14 protein-coding genes and 1 pseudogene are annotated in these 13726 nt (G+C 73.7%); 11 read left to right on the forward strand and 4 right to left on the reverse strand.

Annotated elements, in window-relative coordinates; translation table 11 throughout:
* Positions 1 to 3: 3 nt before the first annotated feature.
* On the forward strand, positions 4 to 1680 hold the full coding sequence (locus ACO2Q3_RS23610) for an MFS transporter (protein ID WP_423311145.1): 1677 nt from the start codon (positions 4 to 6) through the stop codon (positions 1678 to 1680).
* 141 nt (positions 1681 to 1821) lie between these two features.
* Here the strand turns inward: ACO2Q3_RS23610 and modB are convergent, their stop codons facing one another.
* Positions 1822 to 2505: a molybdate ABC transporter permease subunit gene (gene modB / locus ACO2Q3_RS23615; protein WP_423311147.1), complete on the reverse strand. Its 684-nt coding sequence runs from the start codon at positions 2503 to 2505 to the stop codon at positions 1822 to 1824.
* Positions 2502 to 3383, reverse strand: a complete 882-nt coding sequence (locus tag ACO2Q3_RS23620) for an NAD(P)-dependent oxidoreductase (protein WP_423311149.1) — start codon at positions 3381 to 3383, stop codon at positions 2502 to 2504. The genes modB and ACO2Q3_RS23620 overlap by 4 nt, the downstream gene beginning before the upstream one ends.
* Positions 3384 to 3519: 136 nt before the next feature.
* Between ACO2Q3_RS23620 and ACO2Q3_RS23625 the strand changes: the two genes are divergently transcribed.
* Positions 3520 to 3999 carry a (2Fe-2S)-binding protein gene (locus tag ACO2Q3_RS23625; RefSeq protein WP_423311151.1) on the forward strand — a complete coding sequence of 160 codons (480 nt, stop codon included), beginning with the start codon at positions 3520 to 3522 and terminating at the stop codon, positions 3997 to 3999.
* Positions 4000 to 4013: 14 nt separating this feature from the next.
* The gene (locus ACO2Q3_RS23630) at positions 4014 to 6185 is read left to right on the forward strand and encodes a molybdopterin cofactor-binding domain-containing protein (RefSeq protein ID WP_423311153.1); all 2172 of its coding nucleotides are present in this window, start codon (positions 4014 to 4016) and stop codon (positions 6183 to 6185) included.
* A gap of 188 nt (positions 6186 to 6373) precedes the next feature.
* On the opposite strand, the gene ACO2Q3_RS23635 is transcribed toward ACO2Q3_RS23630, so the two are convergent.
* Positions 6374 to 7033: a nucleotidyltransferase family protein gene (locus tag ACO2Q3_RS23635; RefSeq protein ID WP_423311155.1), complete on the reverse strand. Its 660-nt coding sequence runs from the start codon at positions 7031 to 7033 to the stop codon at positions 6374 to 6376.
* A 28-nt stretch (positions 7034 to 7061) separates the two neighbouring features.
* Between ACO2Q3_RS23635 and moaA the strand changes: the two genes are divergently transcribed.
* From moaA to glp, 6 genes are read left to right on the forward strand one after another with little or no spacing between them, the layout of a single operon-like run.
* On the forward strand, positions 7062 to 8111 hold the full coding sequence (gene moaA, locus ACO2Q3_RS23640; RefSeq protein WP_423311157.1) for a GTP 3',8-cyclase MoaA: 1050 nt from the start codon (positions 7062 to 7064) through the stop codon (positions 8109 to 8111).
* A gap of 3 nt (positions 8112 to 8114) precedes the next feature.
* Positions 8115 to 8360, forward strand: coding sequence for a MoaD/ThiS family protein (locus ACO2Q3_RS23645; RefSeq protein ID WP_423311159.1), 246 nt, complete (start codon positions 8115 to 8117; stop codon positions 8358 to 8360).
* A gap of 4 nt (positions 8361 to 8364) precedes the next feature.
* Positions 8365 to 8805, forward strand: a complete 441-nt coding sequence (locus ACO2Q3_RS23650; RefSeq protein ID WP_423311161.1) for a molybdenum cofactor biosynthesis protein MoaE — start codon at positions 8365 to 8367, stop codon at positions 8803 to 8805.
* A 16-nt stretch (positions 8806 to 8821) separates the two neighbouring features.
* Positions 8822 to 9379 (forward strand): molybdenum cofactor biosynthesis protein B, encoded by a 558-nt coding sequence (gene moaB, locus ACO2Q3_RS23655; RefSeq protein ID WP_423311163.1) that lies wholly within the window; start codon positions 8822 to 8824, stop codon positions 9377 to 9379.
* On the forward strand, positions 9376 to 9855 hold the full coding sequence (moaC, locus tag ACO2Q3_RS23660) for a cyclic pyranopterin monophosphate synthase MoaC (protein WP_423311165.1): 480 nt from the start codon (positions 9376 to 9378) through the stop codon (positions 9853 to 9855). Before moaB ends, moaC begins: the two co-directional genes overlap by 4 nt.
* Complete coding sequence (gene glp / locus ACO2Q3_RS23665; RefSeq protein ID WP_423311167.1) at positions 9852 to 11045, forward strand: gephyrin-like molybdotransferase Glp; 1194 nt, start codon at positions 9852 to 9854, stop codon at positions 11043 to 11045. Before moaC ends, glp begins: the two co-directional genes overlap by 4 nt.
* Here the strand turns inward: glp and ACO2Q3_RS23670 are convergent.
* Positions 11024 to 12025 (reverse strand): annotated as a pseudogene (locus ACO2Q3_RS23670) (XdhC family protein); the annotation flags it as partial. The gene glp and the pseudogene ACO2Q3_RS23670 sit on opposite strands and share 22 nt — an antisense overlap.
* Before the next feature lie 125 nt (positions 12026 to 12150).
* Between ACO2Q3_RS23670 and ACO2Q3_RS23675 the strand changes: the two are divergent.
* On the forward strand, positions 12151 to 13035 hold the full coding sequence (locus tag ACO2Q3_RS23675; RefSeq protein WP_423311169.1) for an aldo/keto reductase: 885 nt from the start codon (positions 12151 to 12153) through the stop codon (positions 13033 to 13035).
* 67 nt (positions 13036 to 13102) lie between these two features.
* Entirely contained in the window at positions 13103 to 13672 is a 570-nt protein-coding gene (locus ACO2Q3_RS23680) for a histidine phosphatase family protein (RefSeq protein ID WP_423311171.1), read from the forward strand.
* The last annotated feature ends 54 nt before the right edge of the window (positions 13673 to 13726 follow it).

Here is a 13726-nt window from a genome sequence, read left to right on the forward strand (position 1 = left end):
TTCATGGTTGATGTGACGGCGGACGTTCCGGCCACCGAGACGAAGCGCACCTCGATGCGGACGGTGGTCGCGGCCTCGGCCGCCGGCACCGCGTTCGAGTGGTACGACTTCTTCGTGTTCGGCTCGCTGACCTCGGTGATCAGCAAGAACTTCTTCGCCGGACTGGACGCCACCGCCGGTCTGCTGGCGGCCCTGGCGCTGTTCGGCGCCGGCTTCTTCTTCCGGCCGGTCGGGGCGCTGATCTTCGGCGGCCTGGGCGACCGCATCGGCCGCAAGGCGGCCTTCCTGGTCACCGTCAGCCTGATGGGCGGCGCCACCTTCGCCATCGGCCTGCTGCCCACCTACCAGCAGGCGGGGGTGATCTCGCCGCTGCTGCTGATCCTGCTGCGCATCGTCCAGGGCACGGCGCTGGGCGGGGAGTACGGCGGGGCGGCGATCTATGTGGCCGAGCACTCGCCGCGCAACCGCCGCGGGCGCAACACCGGCTGGGTGCAGGCCTCGGCCGCGTTCGGCCTGGTGGGCGCCCTGGCGGCGATCCTGGCGACCCAGACGCTGATGGGCGACACCGCGTTTACCGCCGCAACCTGGACCGGCGGCTGGCGCGTGCCCTTCCTGCTGTCGGCGGGCCTGCTGGCGATCTCGATCTGGATGCGGCTGAAGCTGACCGAGAGCCCGGCCTTCAAGGCCCTGAAGGCGGCCGGCGAGGAGACCAAGGCCCCCTATTCCGAGGCCTTCGGCCGCTGGCCGAACCTGAAGCTGGTGCTGATCGTGCTGGTGGCGTTCATGAGCGCCCAGGGCGCGGCCTGGTACACCCTGTTCTTCTATGCCGAGCAGGTGTTCCTCGAGCAGTTCATGAAGCTGGACTCGGCCACCGGCCGGATGCTGCTGGTGTCGATCACCATCATCAGCGCGCCGCTGTACGTGCTGTTCGCCGCCCTGTCGGACCGGGTGGGGCGCAAGTGGGTGATGTGGGCCGGCATGACCCTGTTCGTGCTGTTCCTCTACCCCGGCTTCCGCATGCTCGAGAGCCTGTCGAACCCGGCCCTGGCCGAGGCCCAGGCGCGCACGCCGGTGACGGTGGTGGCCGATCCCGCCACCTGTTCGCTGCAGTTCGACATCACCGGCAAGGCCAGCTTCTCCAGCGCCTGCGACATCGCCAAGAGCGCGCTCGCCAACGCGGGGATCTCCTATCGCAACGAGGCCGCCCCGGCCGGCGCCCTGGCGCAGGTGCGCATCGGCCAGACCCTCGTCCCCTCGGTGGACGCCAAGGGCCAGGACCCGGCCCACCTCAAGGCGGCCAAGGCGGCGGTGGCGGCGAAACTCAAGGCGGCGCTGGTCGCCGCGGGCTATCCGGCCAAGGCCGATCCCGCGCGGGTCAACTTCCTGGGGCTGCTGGGCGTGCTGACGGTGTTCACCATCGCCTGCACGGCGCTGTTCGGGCCGATGGCCGCCTGCCTGGTGGAGACCTTCCCCACCCGGGTGCGCTACACGGCGATGTCGTTGCCGTACCACGTCGGCACCGGCTGGGTGGGCGGCTTCGTGCCGTTCAGCGCCTTCGCCATCGTCACCGCCACCGGCAACATCTACGCGGGCCTCTGGTACCCGGCGATCTTCACCGTCCTGTCGGTGCTGACCCTGCCGCTGCTGCTGAAGGAGACCAGCGGCAAGGTGCTGGACTAGCGTCGGTCCTCCGCTGGAGCCCCCATCCCCCGCTTCGCGGGGACTTCCCCCAATGGGGGAAGAGAACGGAAGTTGCGACACTGGCTCTCTTCCCCCTCAGGGGGAACGGCCGAAGGCCGGGATGGGGGCTCCAGCCGGACTCTAACCCCGCCGCCGGGCGATGCGGCGGCTGACGATCTCGGACACCAGCACCGCCGCCACCGCCAGGGTCGCCGACACGGCGCAGAGGACGATGGCGTGGCCTTCCTCGCCGGGCGACTGGGTGGCCTGGTAGATCGCCGCCGGGACGGTCAGGGTCTCGCCCGGAATGGCGGCGACGAAGGTGATGGTGGCGCCGAACTCGCCCAGGGCCTTGGCGAAGCCCATCACCGCGCCGGCGGCCACCCCCGGCGCGGCCAGCGGCAGGGTCAGGCGCAGGAAGCGGGTGACCGGACCGGCCCCCAGGGTGCGGCCGGCCTCGTCCACCTCGCGCTCGATGGCCTCGATGGAGAGCCGGATCGGCCGCACCATCAGCGGAAAGGCCATCACCGCCGCCGCCAGCGCCGCCCCGGTCCAGCGGAAGGCGAACACCACCCCCAGCGGCTCCAGCCAGCGGCCGATCCAGCCCTGGTGGCCCAGCAGCAGCAGCAGGCCGTAGCCGGTGGCCACGGGCGGCAGCACCAGCGGCAGGTGGGTGGCGGCGTCCAGCAGGCTGCGCCCCCAGAAGCGGCCGCGGGCCAGGGCCAGGGCGGTGAGGATGGCGACGGGCAGGCCGGCCGCCGTCGCCGTGACGGCCACCCGCAGGGACAGCGCCAGGGCCTGCAGATCGTCGGCGCTCAGCCTCATGCGTCGCCCGGCGCCGGCTGCAGGACCGCGAGCCCCAGGCCGGCGCGGGCCAGGACCTCCGTCAGCGCGGGATCGGTCGCCTCCAGCGCCAGGGCCACGGCCTGGCCTTCGGCGGCGCGCGCGGCGATGGCGGCGTGATCGGCAGGATCGACGCGGCCGGCGTCGCGGCGGGCATGGCGCGCCAGCAGCGCCTCGTCGCCGCCCACCACGTCGGCCTCGGCCAGCACGCGCGCGGCGCGCAGCGAGATCAGCTCGGGCGTCCGTGCGCCCAGCACGACGCTGACCCCGCCAAGGCCCGCGGCGCCCTCGGCGATGGCGCCGTCGAGCCGCGCCTCGGCCTCGGCCATGTCGCCGCGCAGGGCGGCCTCGGCGGCGGGGCCGGCGATCGCGCGCCGCAGGAAGGCCCGCCGCTGGACAAGATCGGGGAAGGCCTCGCGCACGGCGTCCTGGCGCCGCTGCAGCAGGGCGGCCAGCCGCCCGGCGCCGGCGGGCACCCGCGCCTCGACGTCGGCGCGGATCAGCGAGGCCAGCAGCGGCGCCGCGCCGCCGGTGCCGATGGCGGCGACCACCTGGCCCCGGTCGATCACCGCCGGGGTGTGGAAGTCGCAGAGCTCGGGATGATCGACCACGTTCAGCGGCACGTGCGCGGCGCGGGCGGCGGCGGCGGCGGCCCGGCGGGGCGCATCCTCGGCGATCGCCACGAACGCCAGGGCGGCGCCGGCGTAGGCGGCGGGATCGGCGGCGGCCTCGCCCTCCAGGCGCACGATCTGCGCCGGCGAGCCCTCGAACAGCCGCAGCTTGGCCTCGGCCGCCTCGCCGGCGCCGGCGATCACCACCCGGCGGCCGGCCAGGGGGAAGAAGGCGGGAAAGGCCTCCACGTCAGGACGCTCGGCGATCGGGCAGGCTGTGCATGCAGGGTTTCTAGCCTGATGCGGCCAGTGTGGCGACGGGCGGGCTGTACGGCCCGGCGAATGCGTCTTAACATCGTTCAGTTACTGCGTCGGGAGGGACAGCATGGCGACCACGCTCAACATCAACGGCCACGCGGTGAGCGTGACCGCCGCGCCGGACACCCCGCTGCTGTGGGTGCTGCGCGACGAGCTGCAGATGACCGGCACCAAGTACGGCTGCGGCATCGCCCAGTGCGGGGCGTGCACCGTGCATCTGGACGGCCAGGCGATCCGCGCGTGCCAGACGCCGATCGCCGCGGTGGGCGCCGGCAAGATCACCACCATCGAGGGCCTGGGCGGGACGCACCCGCTGCAGGCGGCGTGGGTCAAGCACGACGTGCCGCAGTGCGGCTACTGCCAGTCCGGCCAGATCATGTCCGCCGCGGCGCTGCTGGCGCAGAAGCCGCATCCCAGCGACGCCGACATCGACGAGGCGATGAGCGGCAACATCTGCCGCTGCGGCACCTACCAGCGCATCCGCGCGGCGATCAAGGACGCGGCCACGGGCGGCGCGGCGCAGCCCGCCGCGGCCACCGCGGCCTAAGGAAAGACCGGCTCATGAACGCTCCCGCCAAGGGTTTCGTCCCCTCGCGCCGCGAGGTGCTCGTGGTCACGGCCGCCACCGCCGGCGGCGCCCTGCTGGTCGGCTGCTCGCCGGCCGGCCTGCTGTCGATCGGCGCCAAGACCGACTTCGGCGCCTTCGGCCCCTTCATCAAGATCGCCCAGGACGGAACCGTCACGGTGATCTCCAAGCATATCGAGTTCGGCCAGGGCAACCACGCGGGCCTGTCGGCCATGGTCGCCGAGGAACTGGACGCCGACTGGGACAAGGTGAAGGTCGAACAGGCCGCCGCCAACGCCAAGGTCTATCAGAACCTCGGCATGGGGGTGCAGGGCACAGGCGGCTCGTCGGCCATCTCCAATAGCTGGCTGCAGCTGCGCCAGGCCGGGGCCGCGGCGCGGGCGATGTTCGTCCAGGCGGCGGCCGGCCGCTGGTCCGTGCCCGCCGGCGAGGTGACGGTGAAGGACGGCGTGGTCGGCCACCCCTCCGGCAAGTCGGCGTCGTTCGCCGAGCTGCTGGCCGATGCAGCCAAGGTCAAGCCGCCGGAAAAGCCGGTGCTGAAGGACCCCAGCCGTTTCACCCTGATCGGCACCGACCGGGTGCGGCGCAAGGACTCCCACGCCAAGTCCACCGGGACCGCGCGCTTCACCCAGGACGTCCACCTGCCCAACATGCTGACGGCGATGGTGGCGCACAGTCCGCGCTTCGGCGGCAAGGTGAAGAGCGTCGACGACAAGGCCGCGCGCGCGACGCCCGGCGTGGTGGACGTGTTCCAGATCCCGTCGGGCGTGGCGGTGGTCGCCAGCTCCACCTGGGCCGCGCGCCAGGGCCGCGACGCCCTGAAGGTGACCTGGGACGACGACAAGGCCGAAAAGCGCTCCAGCGACCAGATCCTGGCCGGCTACCACGCCATCGCCGCGGGGACGCAGGCGGTGGACGGCGAGGCCAAGTGGCAGCCGTTCAAGGCCGCGGGCGACGCCAACGCGGCGATGGGCGGGACGGTGGTCGAGGCGCTGTACGACTTCCCGTACCTGGCGCACGCCACCATGGAGCCGATGAACTGCGTCGCCGAGATCGGCGGCGGCAAGCACCGGCTGACCTTCGGCTCGCAGATCCCCACCGTGGACCAGCTCAACACCGGCAAGATCGTCGGCGCCCTGCCGGGGTCGGTGGAGATCGAGACCCTGTTCGCCGGCGGCTCGTTCGGCCGGCGGGCCAACTTCCAGTCCGACTACGTGTCCGAGTGCGTGCATATCGCCAAGCATGTGGGCGACGGCCGGCCGGTGAAGCTGGTGTGGACCCGCGAGGACGACATGACGGCCGGCTACTACCGGCCGATGACCCATCACGCGCTGAAGGTGGCCCTGGGCGCCGACGGTTTCCCGGCCCACTGGCGCCATCGCATCGTCACCCAGTCGATCATGAAGGGCTCGCCGATCCCGGCCGGCAAGGGGCCGGACCAGACGGCGGTCGAGGGGGCGGCGGAGTCGCCCTACCTGAAGGCGACGCCGATCGTCGACGGCCAGGTCTCGCTGCCGCCGGCCGGGGTGCCGGTGCTGTGGTGGCGCTCGGTGGGGGCGACGCACACCGCCTTCGTCATGGAACACACCATCGACCAGCTGGCCCGCAAGGCCGGCCAGGATCCGGTGGCCTACCGGCGCGCGCTCTACGTCAAGGCCGGCGCCAACCGGCACCTGGCGGCGCTGAACCTGGCGGTGGAGAAGGCCGGCAAGCCGACCGACGGCTGGACCCAGGGGGTGGCGGTGCACGAGAGCTTCGGCTCGGTGGTGGCGCAGGTGGCCGAGGTGAAGCTGGACGGCGGAACGCCGAAGGTCGGCCGGGTGGTCTGCGCGGTGGACTGCGGCGTGGCGATCTCGCCGGACCAGATCGCGGCGCAGATGGAGGGCGGGGTCTGCTACGGCCTGTCGGCGGCGCTCTTCGGCCAGATCACCCTGAAGGACGGGGTGGTGGAGCAGAAGAACTTCGACGCCTACAGGGTGCTGCGGATGAACGAGGCGCCGACCGTGGAGACGCATATCGTCCCTTCGGCCAACAAGCCTACCGGCATCGGCGAGCCCGGCACCCCGGTGATCGCCCCCGCGGTCGCCAACGCCCTGTTGGCCCTCACCGGCAAGCCGACCACCAGCCTGCCGTTCGTGAAGAGCTAGGAGACAGGCGCAAGCCTTCCCGTCTTCTCTATGCTGTCATCCCGGAATCCGCGCAGCGGATATCCGGGACCGCGGCAGGCGCCGACGCGCGGCAACGGCTTCATTCACCAGCGCTTCCGGCGGTCCCGGACAAGGCGCTGGCGCGCCTCTCCGGGATGACAGAAGGAAGGGGGAGCGGCGACCGGAGGTCAGCCGCCCGCCAGCTGCCCCGGGGTGTCGACGTCGAACAGTACGCCGTCGTCGGGGGCCTCGACCAGGGCGAGGGCTGGGCCCAGGGCGCGCAGGACGGTGCGGGCGCCCTCGTCGCCGGTGAGCGCCAGAAGGCCGGGGAACAGGGCGGCGGCGAACAGCACCGGATGTCCCCGCTGGCCGGCCCAGGTCGGGGCGGCGGCCGGGGCGCCGGCGGTCACGGCGGCGGCCAGCGCCGGCAGCACGGCCGCGGGGATGCGCGGCATGTCGCCCAGGAAGACGAAGGCCCCCGCCGCATCGGCCGGCAGGGCGGCGATGCCGGCGCGCAGGGTCGCGGCCATGCCCTCGGCGTGGTCCGCGGCGTGGACCAGACGCAGCCGCCGGGCCTCGCCCCGGGCCGCCGCGACGGCGCGGGCCGCGTCGGCGACCGCCGGATCGGCGCCCGTGACCACGGTGACGGCGCGCGCCGGCGCGGCGAAGGCCGCCGCCAGGGCCCCGTCGATCAGCGCGCCGCCGCGCCAGGCCGCGCTCAGCTTGCCGCCGCCGAAGCGCGCGCCGAAGCCGCCGGCCAGCACCACCGCCTCCAGCCGACCGGCCGGATCGCCCCCACCTTCGCCCCCGCCTTCGGCCCCAGCTTTAGTGTCGCCCCCTGTCGCCATCGCCCTTTCGCCCCTATGTTGCGCGGGCATGACGCCCTATGACCTCGCCCCGCCGCAAGCACGACGGGCCCGGCCCGCAGACGGCCAGGGCCTGATCGACGGCTTCGGCCGCCACGTCACCTATCTGCGCGTGTCGGTCACCGACCGCTGCGACCTGCGCTGCGTCTATTGCATGTCCGAGCATATGCGCTTCCTGCCCAAGGCGCAGGTGCTGACGCTGGAGGAGCTGGACCGCATCGCCTCCGCCTTCGTCGGCCTGGGCGTGCGCAAGCTGCGGCTGACCGGCGGCGAGCCGCTGGTGCGCAAGGGGCTGATGAACCTGGTCGAGGCGCTGTCGCGGCACCTGAAGTCGGGCGCCCTGGACGAGCTGACCCTGACCACCAACGGCACGCGGCTGGCCGAGTTCGCCGCGCAGCTGGCGGCGCACGGCGTCAGGCGGATCAACGTCTCCCTCGACACCCTCGATCCGGACCGCTTCGCCCGCCTGACCCGCGGCGGCGACCTGGCCCAGGTGCTGGCCGGCATCGACGCGGCCCAGGCGGCAGGCCTGGCGGTGAAGATCAACGCCGTGGCCCTGTCGCACGACAACGCCGCCGAGCTGCCGGCGCTGATCCAGTGGGCGCACGGCCGGGGCCTGGACATGACCCTGATCGAGACCATGCCGATGGGCGAGATCGACGAGGACCGCACCGACCAGTTCCTGTCGCTGGAGGCGGTGCGCGCCGAGCTGGCCAGTTTCTGGACCCTCACCGACCTGCCGCTGAACACCGGCGGTCCGGCGCGCTATGTGCGGGTGGCCGAGACCGGCGGCCGGCTGGGCTTCATCACCCCGCTGACGCACAATTTCTGCGAGGCCTGCAATCGCGTGCGGCTGACCTGCACCGGCACCCTGCACACCTGCCTGGGGCGCGAGGACGCCAGCGACCTGCGCGCGGTGCTGCGCAGCGGCGCCAGCGACGCCGAGCTGGTGGCGGCGATCCGCCTGGCGGTGGACGCCAAGCCCCAGGGCCACGACTTCCACATCGATCGCGGCGCCGCCCCGTCGGTGACGCGGCACATGTCGACGACCGGGGGCTGAGCGGTGGCGACGGTGCTGCTGTTCGGCCGCCTCAGCGACCTGGCCGGCTGGCGCGAGCGGGCGTTCGAGCCTACGCCGCCGCGGCTCTCGGCGCTGAAGGCGCTGATCGCCGAGGCCGACCGGGCGCTGGGCGAGGCGCTGGACGGGCCGGGCGTGCGCGCGGCGGTGGACAAGGTGCTGGTGCGCGGCGACGCGGCCCTGGAGGGCGCTGCGGAAGTGGCCTTCCTGCCGCCGATGAGCGGGGGCTGAGCCGGTGATCCGGCTCACCGACCAGGCCTTCGATCCGGGGGCGGAGCTGTCGCGCTTCTGCGCCGGGCGGCGCGAGACCGGCGCGGTGGCCAGCTTCGTCGGCATCGCCCGCGGCGAACAGGGCCAGGCGGCCGCCCTGGAGCTGGAAGCCTATCCCGGCTTCACCGAGGCGCAGATCGGCGAGATCGCCGACGCCGCGGTCAGCCGCTTCGGCCTGCAGGACTTCGCCATCCTGCACCGGGTCGGGCGCATCGCGCCGGGGGAGGCGATCGTGTTCGTCGCCGCCGCCTCGGCGCACCGGCGCGCGGCCTTCGAGGCCTGCGACCACCTGATGGACTATCTGAAATCCCGCGCGCCCTTCTGGAAGAAGGAGCACGGCCCGGATGGGGAGCGCTGGGTCGAGCCCACCGCCCGCGACCTGGCCGACGCCGCGCGCTGGGACTGAGCTGGAGCAGCATGACATGAGCGCCAACGTGACCCTGGCCCCTGGCGGGAAGATCAATCCCGATCGGCCGTTCACCCCGGTGCGGATCGCGGTGCTGACCGTCTCCGACACCCGCGACGAGGCCAGCGACACCTCCGGCCAGGTGCTGGCCGACCGCATCACCGGCGCGGGCCACGTGCTGACCGCCCGGCGCATCGTGCGTGACGAGGTGGCCGCGATCCGCAGCCAGGTGAAGGCCTGGACCACCTCCGGCGAAGTGGACGCCATCGTCACCACCGGCGGCACCGGCATCACCGGCCGCGACGTCACCCCCGAGGCGGTCGAGCCGCTGCTGGACAAGAAGATCGACGGCTTCTCGGTGATCTTCCACCTGGTCAGCTACCAGTCGGTGGGCCTGTCCACCCTGCAGTCGCGGGCGCTGGCGGGGATCATCGACGGGGTGTTCATCTTCTGCCTGCCCGGCTCGAACGGGGCGGTGAAGGACGGCTGGGACAAGGTGATCGCCGCCCAGCTCGACAGCCGCCACGGCCCCTGCAACATGGTCGAACTGATGCCGAGGCTGATGGAGCGATGAGCGGCGCGCCCAAGCTCACCCACCTGGACGCCGAGGGCCGGGCGCGGATGGTGGACGTCTCCGGCAAGGCGGCCACCGCGCGCGAGGCGCGGGCCACCGGCTTCGTGCGCATGACGCCGCAGACCCTGCAGCTGGCGCTCAGCGGCCAGGGCCGCAAGGGCGACGTGCTGGCGGTGGCCGAGCTGGCCGGGGTGATGGCGGCCAAGCGGACGTCGGACCTGATCCCGCTGTGCCATCCGCTGGCCCTGTCCAAGGTGACGGTCAGCGTCGAGGCCGCCGAGGGCGGCCTGGCGGTCACCGCCCAGGTCAAGACCACCGGTCCCACGGGCGTGGAGATGGAGGCGCTGACCGCGGTCTCCGTCGCCTGCCTGACGATCTACGACATGCTCAAGGCGGCCGAGCGCGGCATGGCGATCGAGGGCGTGCGGCTGCTGGAGAAGTCCGGCGGCGCCTCCGGCGACTGGCGGGCGGCATGAAGCTGCTGCCCGTCGAGGACGCCCGGGCGCGCATGCTGGCCGCCGCCGCGCGCATGCCCGGTGAGGACGTGGCGCTGGAGGATGCGCTCGGCCGGACCCTGGCCGAGCCGGTTGTGGCCGGCCGCAGCCAGCCGCCGTTCGCGGCTTCGGCCATGGATGGCTGGGCGGTGCGCGCGGCCGACTGCCCGGGGACGCTGGAGATCGTCGGCGAGAGCGCCGCGGGCCACGCCTGGACCGGAACCCTGGCCGCCGGCCAGGCGGTGCGCATCTTCACCGGGGCGGCGGTTCCGGACGGCGCCGACTGGATCGTCATCCAGGAGGACGCCCGGCGGGACGGCGCGCACGTGACCGTGCCGGCGGCGGCCGGCTCCAGCTACATCCGCCCCGAGGGCGGGGACTTTGCGGCCGGGACCGGCCTGCTGCCGGCCGGCGTGCGGCTGGACCCCTGGCGCCTGACCCTGGCCGCCTCGGCCGGGCGCGCGCGGCTGACCGTCGCCCGCCGGCCGCGGGTGGTTGTGCTGTCCACCGGCGAGGAGGTGGTCGAGCCCGGCGGCGCGCCCGGCCCGTTCCAGATCTACAACTCCGGGACCACCGCCCTGGCGGCCCTGCTGCGCTCGTGGGGCGCCGAGCCGGTGGCCCTGGCCTCGGTGGGCGACGACGAGGCGGCCATCGCCGATCCCGTCGCCGCGGCCGGCGGCGACCTGGTGGTCACCCTGGGCGGCGCCTCGGTGGGCGACCACGACCTGGTCAAGCCGGCGCTGGGGCGCCTGGGCCTGACGATGGCGGTGGAGAGCATCGCCGTGCGGCCGGGCAAGCCGACCTGGTTCGGAACCCTGGCCGATGGGCGCCGGGTGCTGGGCCTGCCGGGCAACCCGGCCTCGGCCATGGTCTGCGCCCAGCTGTTCCTGCGGCCGCTGGTGCTGGCCATGCAGGGCGCCGATCCGGCCACCCGCATCGTCCGCGCGCGGTCGGCCGCGGCGCTGGCCGCCAACGGGCCGCGCGAGCACTGGATGCGGGCGAAGCTGTCGTGGGCCGAGGACGGGGCGGTGGTCGCCACCCCGTTCCGCGATCAGGACTCGTCGCTGGTCACCGTGTTCGCCGAGGCCGACGCCCTGCTGCGCCGGCCGGTCGGAGCCTCAGCCGTCGCGGCGGGCGAGCCGGTGGACATGCTGATCCTGTCGCGGGCGTAGCGGATCGCGGTGATCTCGCCGAGCACGGCGACGGCCACCTCCCAGGGCGCCTTGCCGCCAAGGTCCAGGCCGATCGGCGCGTGCAGCCTGGCCACGTCGCCGTCGGACACCCCGGCCGCCAGCAGCGCGGCCTTGCGCTCGCCCACCCGCCGCCGCGCGCCAAGGGCGCCGACGTAGAAGGCCTTCGACGGCAGGGCCGCGGCCAGGGCGGCATGGTCCAGCTCCGCCTCGTGGGTGGCGACCGCCACGGCGGTGAAGGCGTCCAGGCCAATCGCGGCCATGGCCTGCGCCGGCTCGTCGCGGCTGTAGGCGAAGCCGGGCAGGGCCGGCGGCGCGCCGGGACCCTTGGGCCGCACCAGGGTGGTCTCGCAGCCCATCTGCCCGCCCAGGGTGGCGATCGCCAGGGCGGTGGGGTCCGAGCCCAGCACGATCAGCCGCAGCGGCGGTTCGTACACGCGGCTGAACGCGCCCTGCCAGGGCGCCGGGGCGTCGTCGGCCGGGCCGCAGGCGCGGCGCAGGCCGTCGGACAGCCAGCGCGCCGGGATCCGCGCGCGCTCCAGCGCCAGCAGCGTCAGGGCCGCCGGATCGTCGGGGGCGATGCGCTCCAGCAGGATCTCGATGCGGGCGCCGCACAGCAGGCGGATGTCCGGCCAGGGGCTGCCCTCGCCGTACACCAGCCGGCGCGGCTGGCCGTCGGCCAGGCAGGCGCGGGCATGGCCGGCGACGTCGCTTTCCAGGCAGCCGCCGGACAGGAAGCCCGAGACCACCCCTTCGGCCAGCACCATCTGCGTGCCGATCGGACGCGGCCCACCCTCGCCCAGGTCGACGATGGTGGCCAGGGCGGCGGGCCTGCCCGCCTCCAGCGCCGCCCGCAGCGCCGGGCGCGCATCGTCGGCGAAGCCGAACAGCGGCCATTCCGGCAGGGGTTCGATGGCGGCCGAAACGGTCGGCGGCGGCGGCGTGTCGGCGGGTTCGGACATGGGCTCGATATTGGCGCGGATTAACCGCTCGGCAATGTCCTGGATACGGGTTCTTTAGCATCTTGCCTGTAGGACGGAGGGACGAGTCGCGGAAACGCGCGCCGGTTGGGACACGTCCACGCCTGATGCATCCTCTGGTTTCCAAGCTTGGTCTGGGTACGGCCCAGTTCGGCCTCGACGGCGCCGCCGTCGGCCGCGGCCGCCCGCCCGAGCTTGAAGTTCGCGACATCCTGTCGATCGCCGCCCGCTCGGGCGTCAGCGTGCTGGACGCCGGCGCCGCCTCGCCGCACGCCGAGCAGATTCTCGGCCGCGTGCTGCCGCGCAGCCCGTCGCTGCGGATGACCATCAAGGCCGCCCGCGGCGACCGCGGCCCGGACTTCGTCGAGGCCGAGGCCCGCGCCACCCTGGCGCGCCTGGGCGTGCCCGGCGCCGACGCCATCGTCGTGCAGTCCGCCGGCGACCTGTTCTCGCCCTACGGCATGGCCATGTGGGAGCGCCTGTTCGCCATGCGCGACGCGGGCCTGTTCAACAAGGTCGGCATCTCGGCCTACGCCTCGGACGATCCCGCCGGCCTGGCCCGCCGCTTCCGCCCGGACCTGATCCAGGCCCCGGTGTCGCTGCTCGACCAGCGCCTGCTGGTGGACGGCAGCCTGGCGGCGGTGAAGGCCCTGGGCGTCGAGGTGCACCTGCGCTCGGTGTTCCTCAACGGCCTCCTGTTCCTGCCGCCCGACCGGGTGCCCAGCCAGTACAAGGCCGCCGCCGCCCGCCTGTCGCGGGCGCGCCGGATGATCGCCGAGGGCCGCTCCGACCCGCTGCAGGCCGCCCTGGGCTTCGCCCTGTCGCGACCGGAGGCCGACAGCGTCATCGTCGGCGCCGCCACGGCGTCCGAGGTCCAGGCGGTGATCGCCGCCGCGACCCGCCCGCCGCCGGACCTCGACTGGGACGACATGGCCCTGGACGACCACGAGATGGTCGACGAGACCGCGCGCTGGTCCGCCTCGGCGGCCTGATCGCGCTTCAGGCCCCTGATCGCCGCCCTCTTGCCTTCCCCGGCGCGCGGCTGGCACAGCGGCGCGCATGGAACTGATCCTCATCCGCCACGGCCTGCCGGTGCGCAGCGCCGAGACCGCCGATCCCGAGCTGTCCGACATCGGCCACGACCAGGCGCGCCGGGTCGCGCGCCGGCTGGCCGGGCAGGGGGTGGACGAGGTCTGGGCCTCGACCATGCGCCGGGCGATCCAGACCGCCGAACCGTTCGCGCAAGCGGCCGGCCTGGCGGTCAACACCCATGAGGACATCGCCGAGTTCGACCGCGGCTCGGGCGCCTATACGCCGATGGAAGAGCTCAAGCGCGAGGACTACGCCGCCTGGCTGGCCTTCGCCCAGGGCCAGCACGAGGTCGACATCGTCGGCTTCCAGGCCGCCGTGGTGAAGGCGCTGGAAGGCATCGTCGAGGCCAACCCGGGCCGGCGGGTGGCGGTGTTCTGCCACGGCGGGGTGATCAACGTCTGGACCGCCCACGTGCTGGGCATGGCCCCCCGCCTGTTCTTCGAGCCGGTCTACACCTCGGTCCACCGTTTCATGTGCGCCCGCTCCGGCCAGAAGAACCTGGTCAGCCTGAACGACGCCCACCACCTGGCCGACTGATCTCCGCGGGAGCCCCCTCCACCCCCTTCGGGGGTCCCCCTCCCCCAAGGGGGG

This window comes from Caulobacter sp. KR2-114 (assembly GCF_049446115.1).
In the GTDB taxonomy this organism is placed as follows: Bacteria; Pseudomonadota; Alphaproteobacteria; order Caulobacterales; family Caulobacteraceae; genus Acaudatibacter.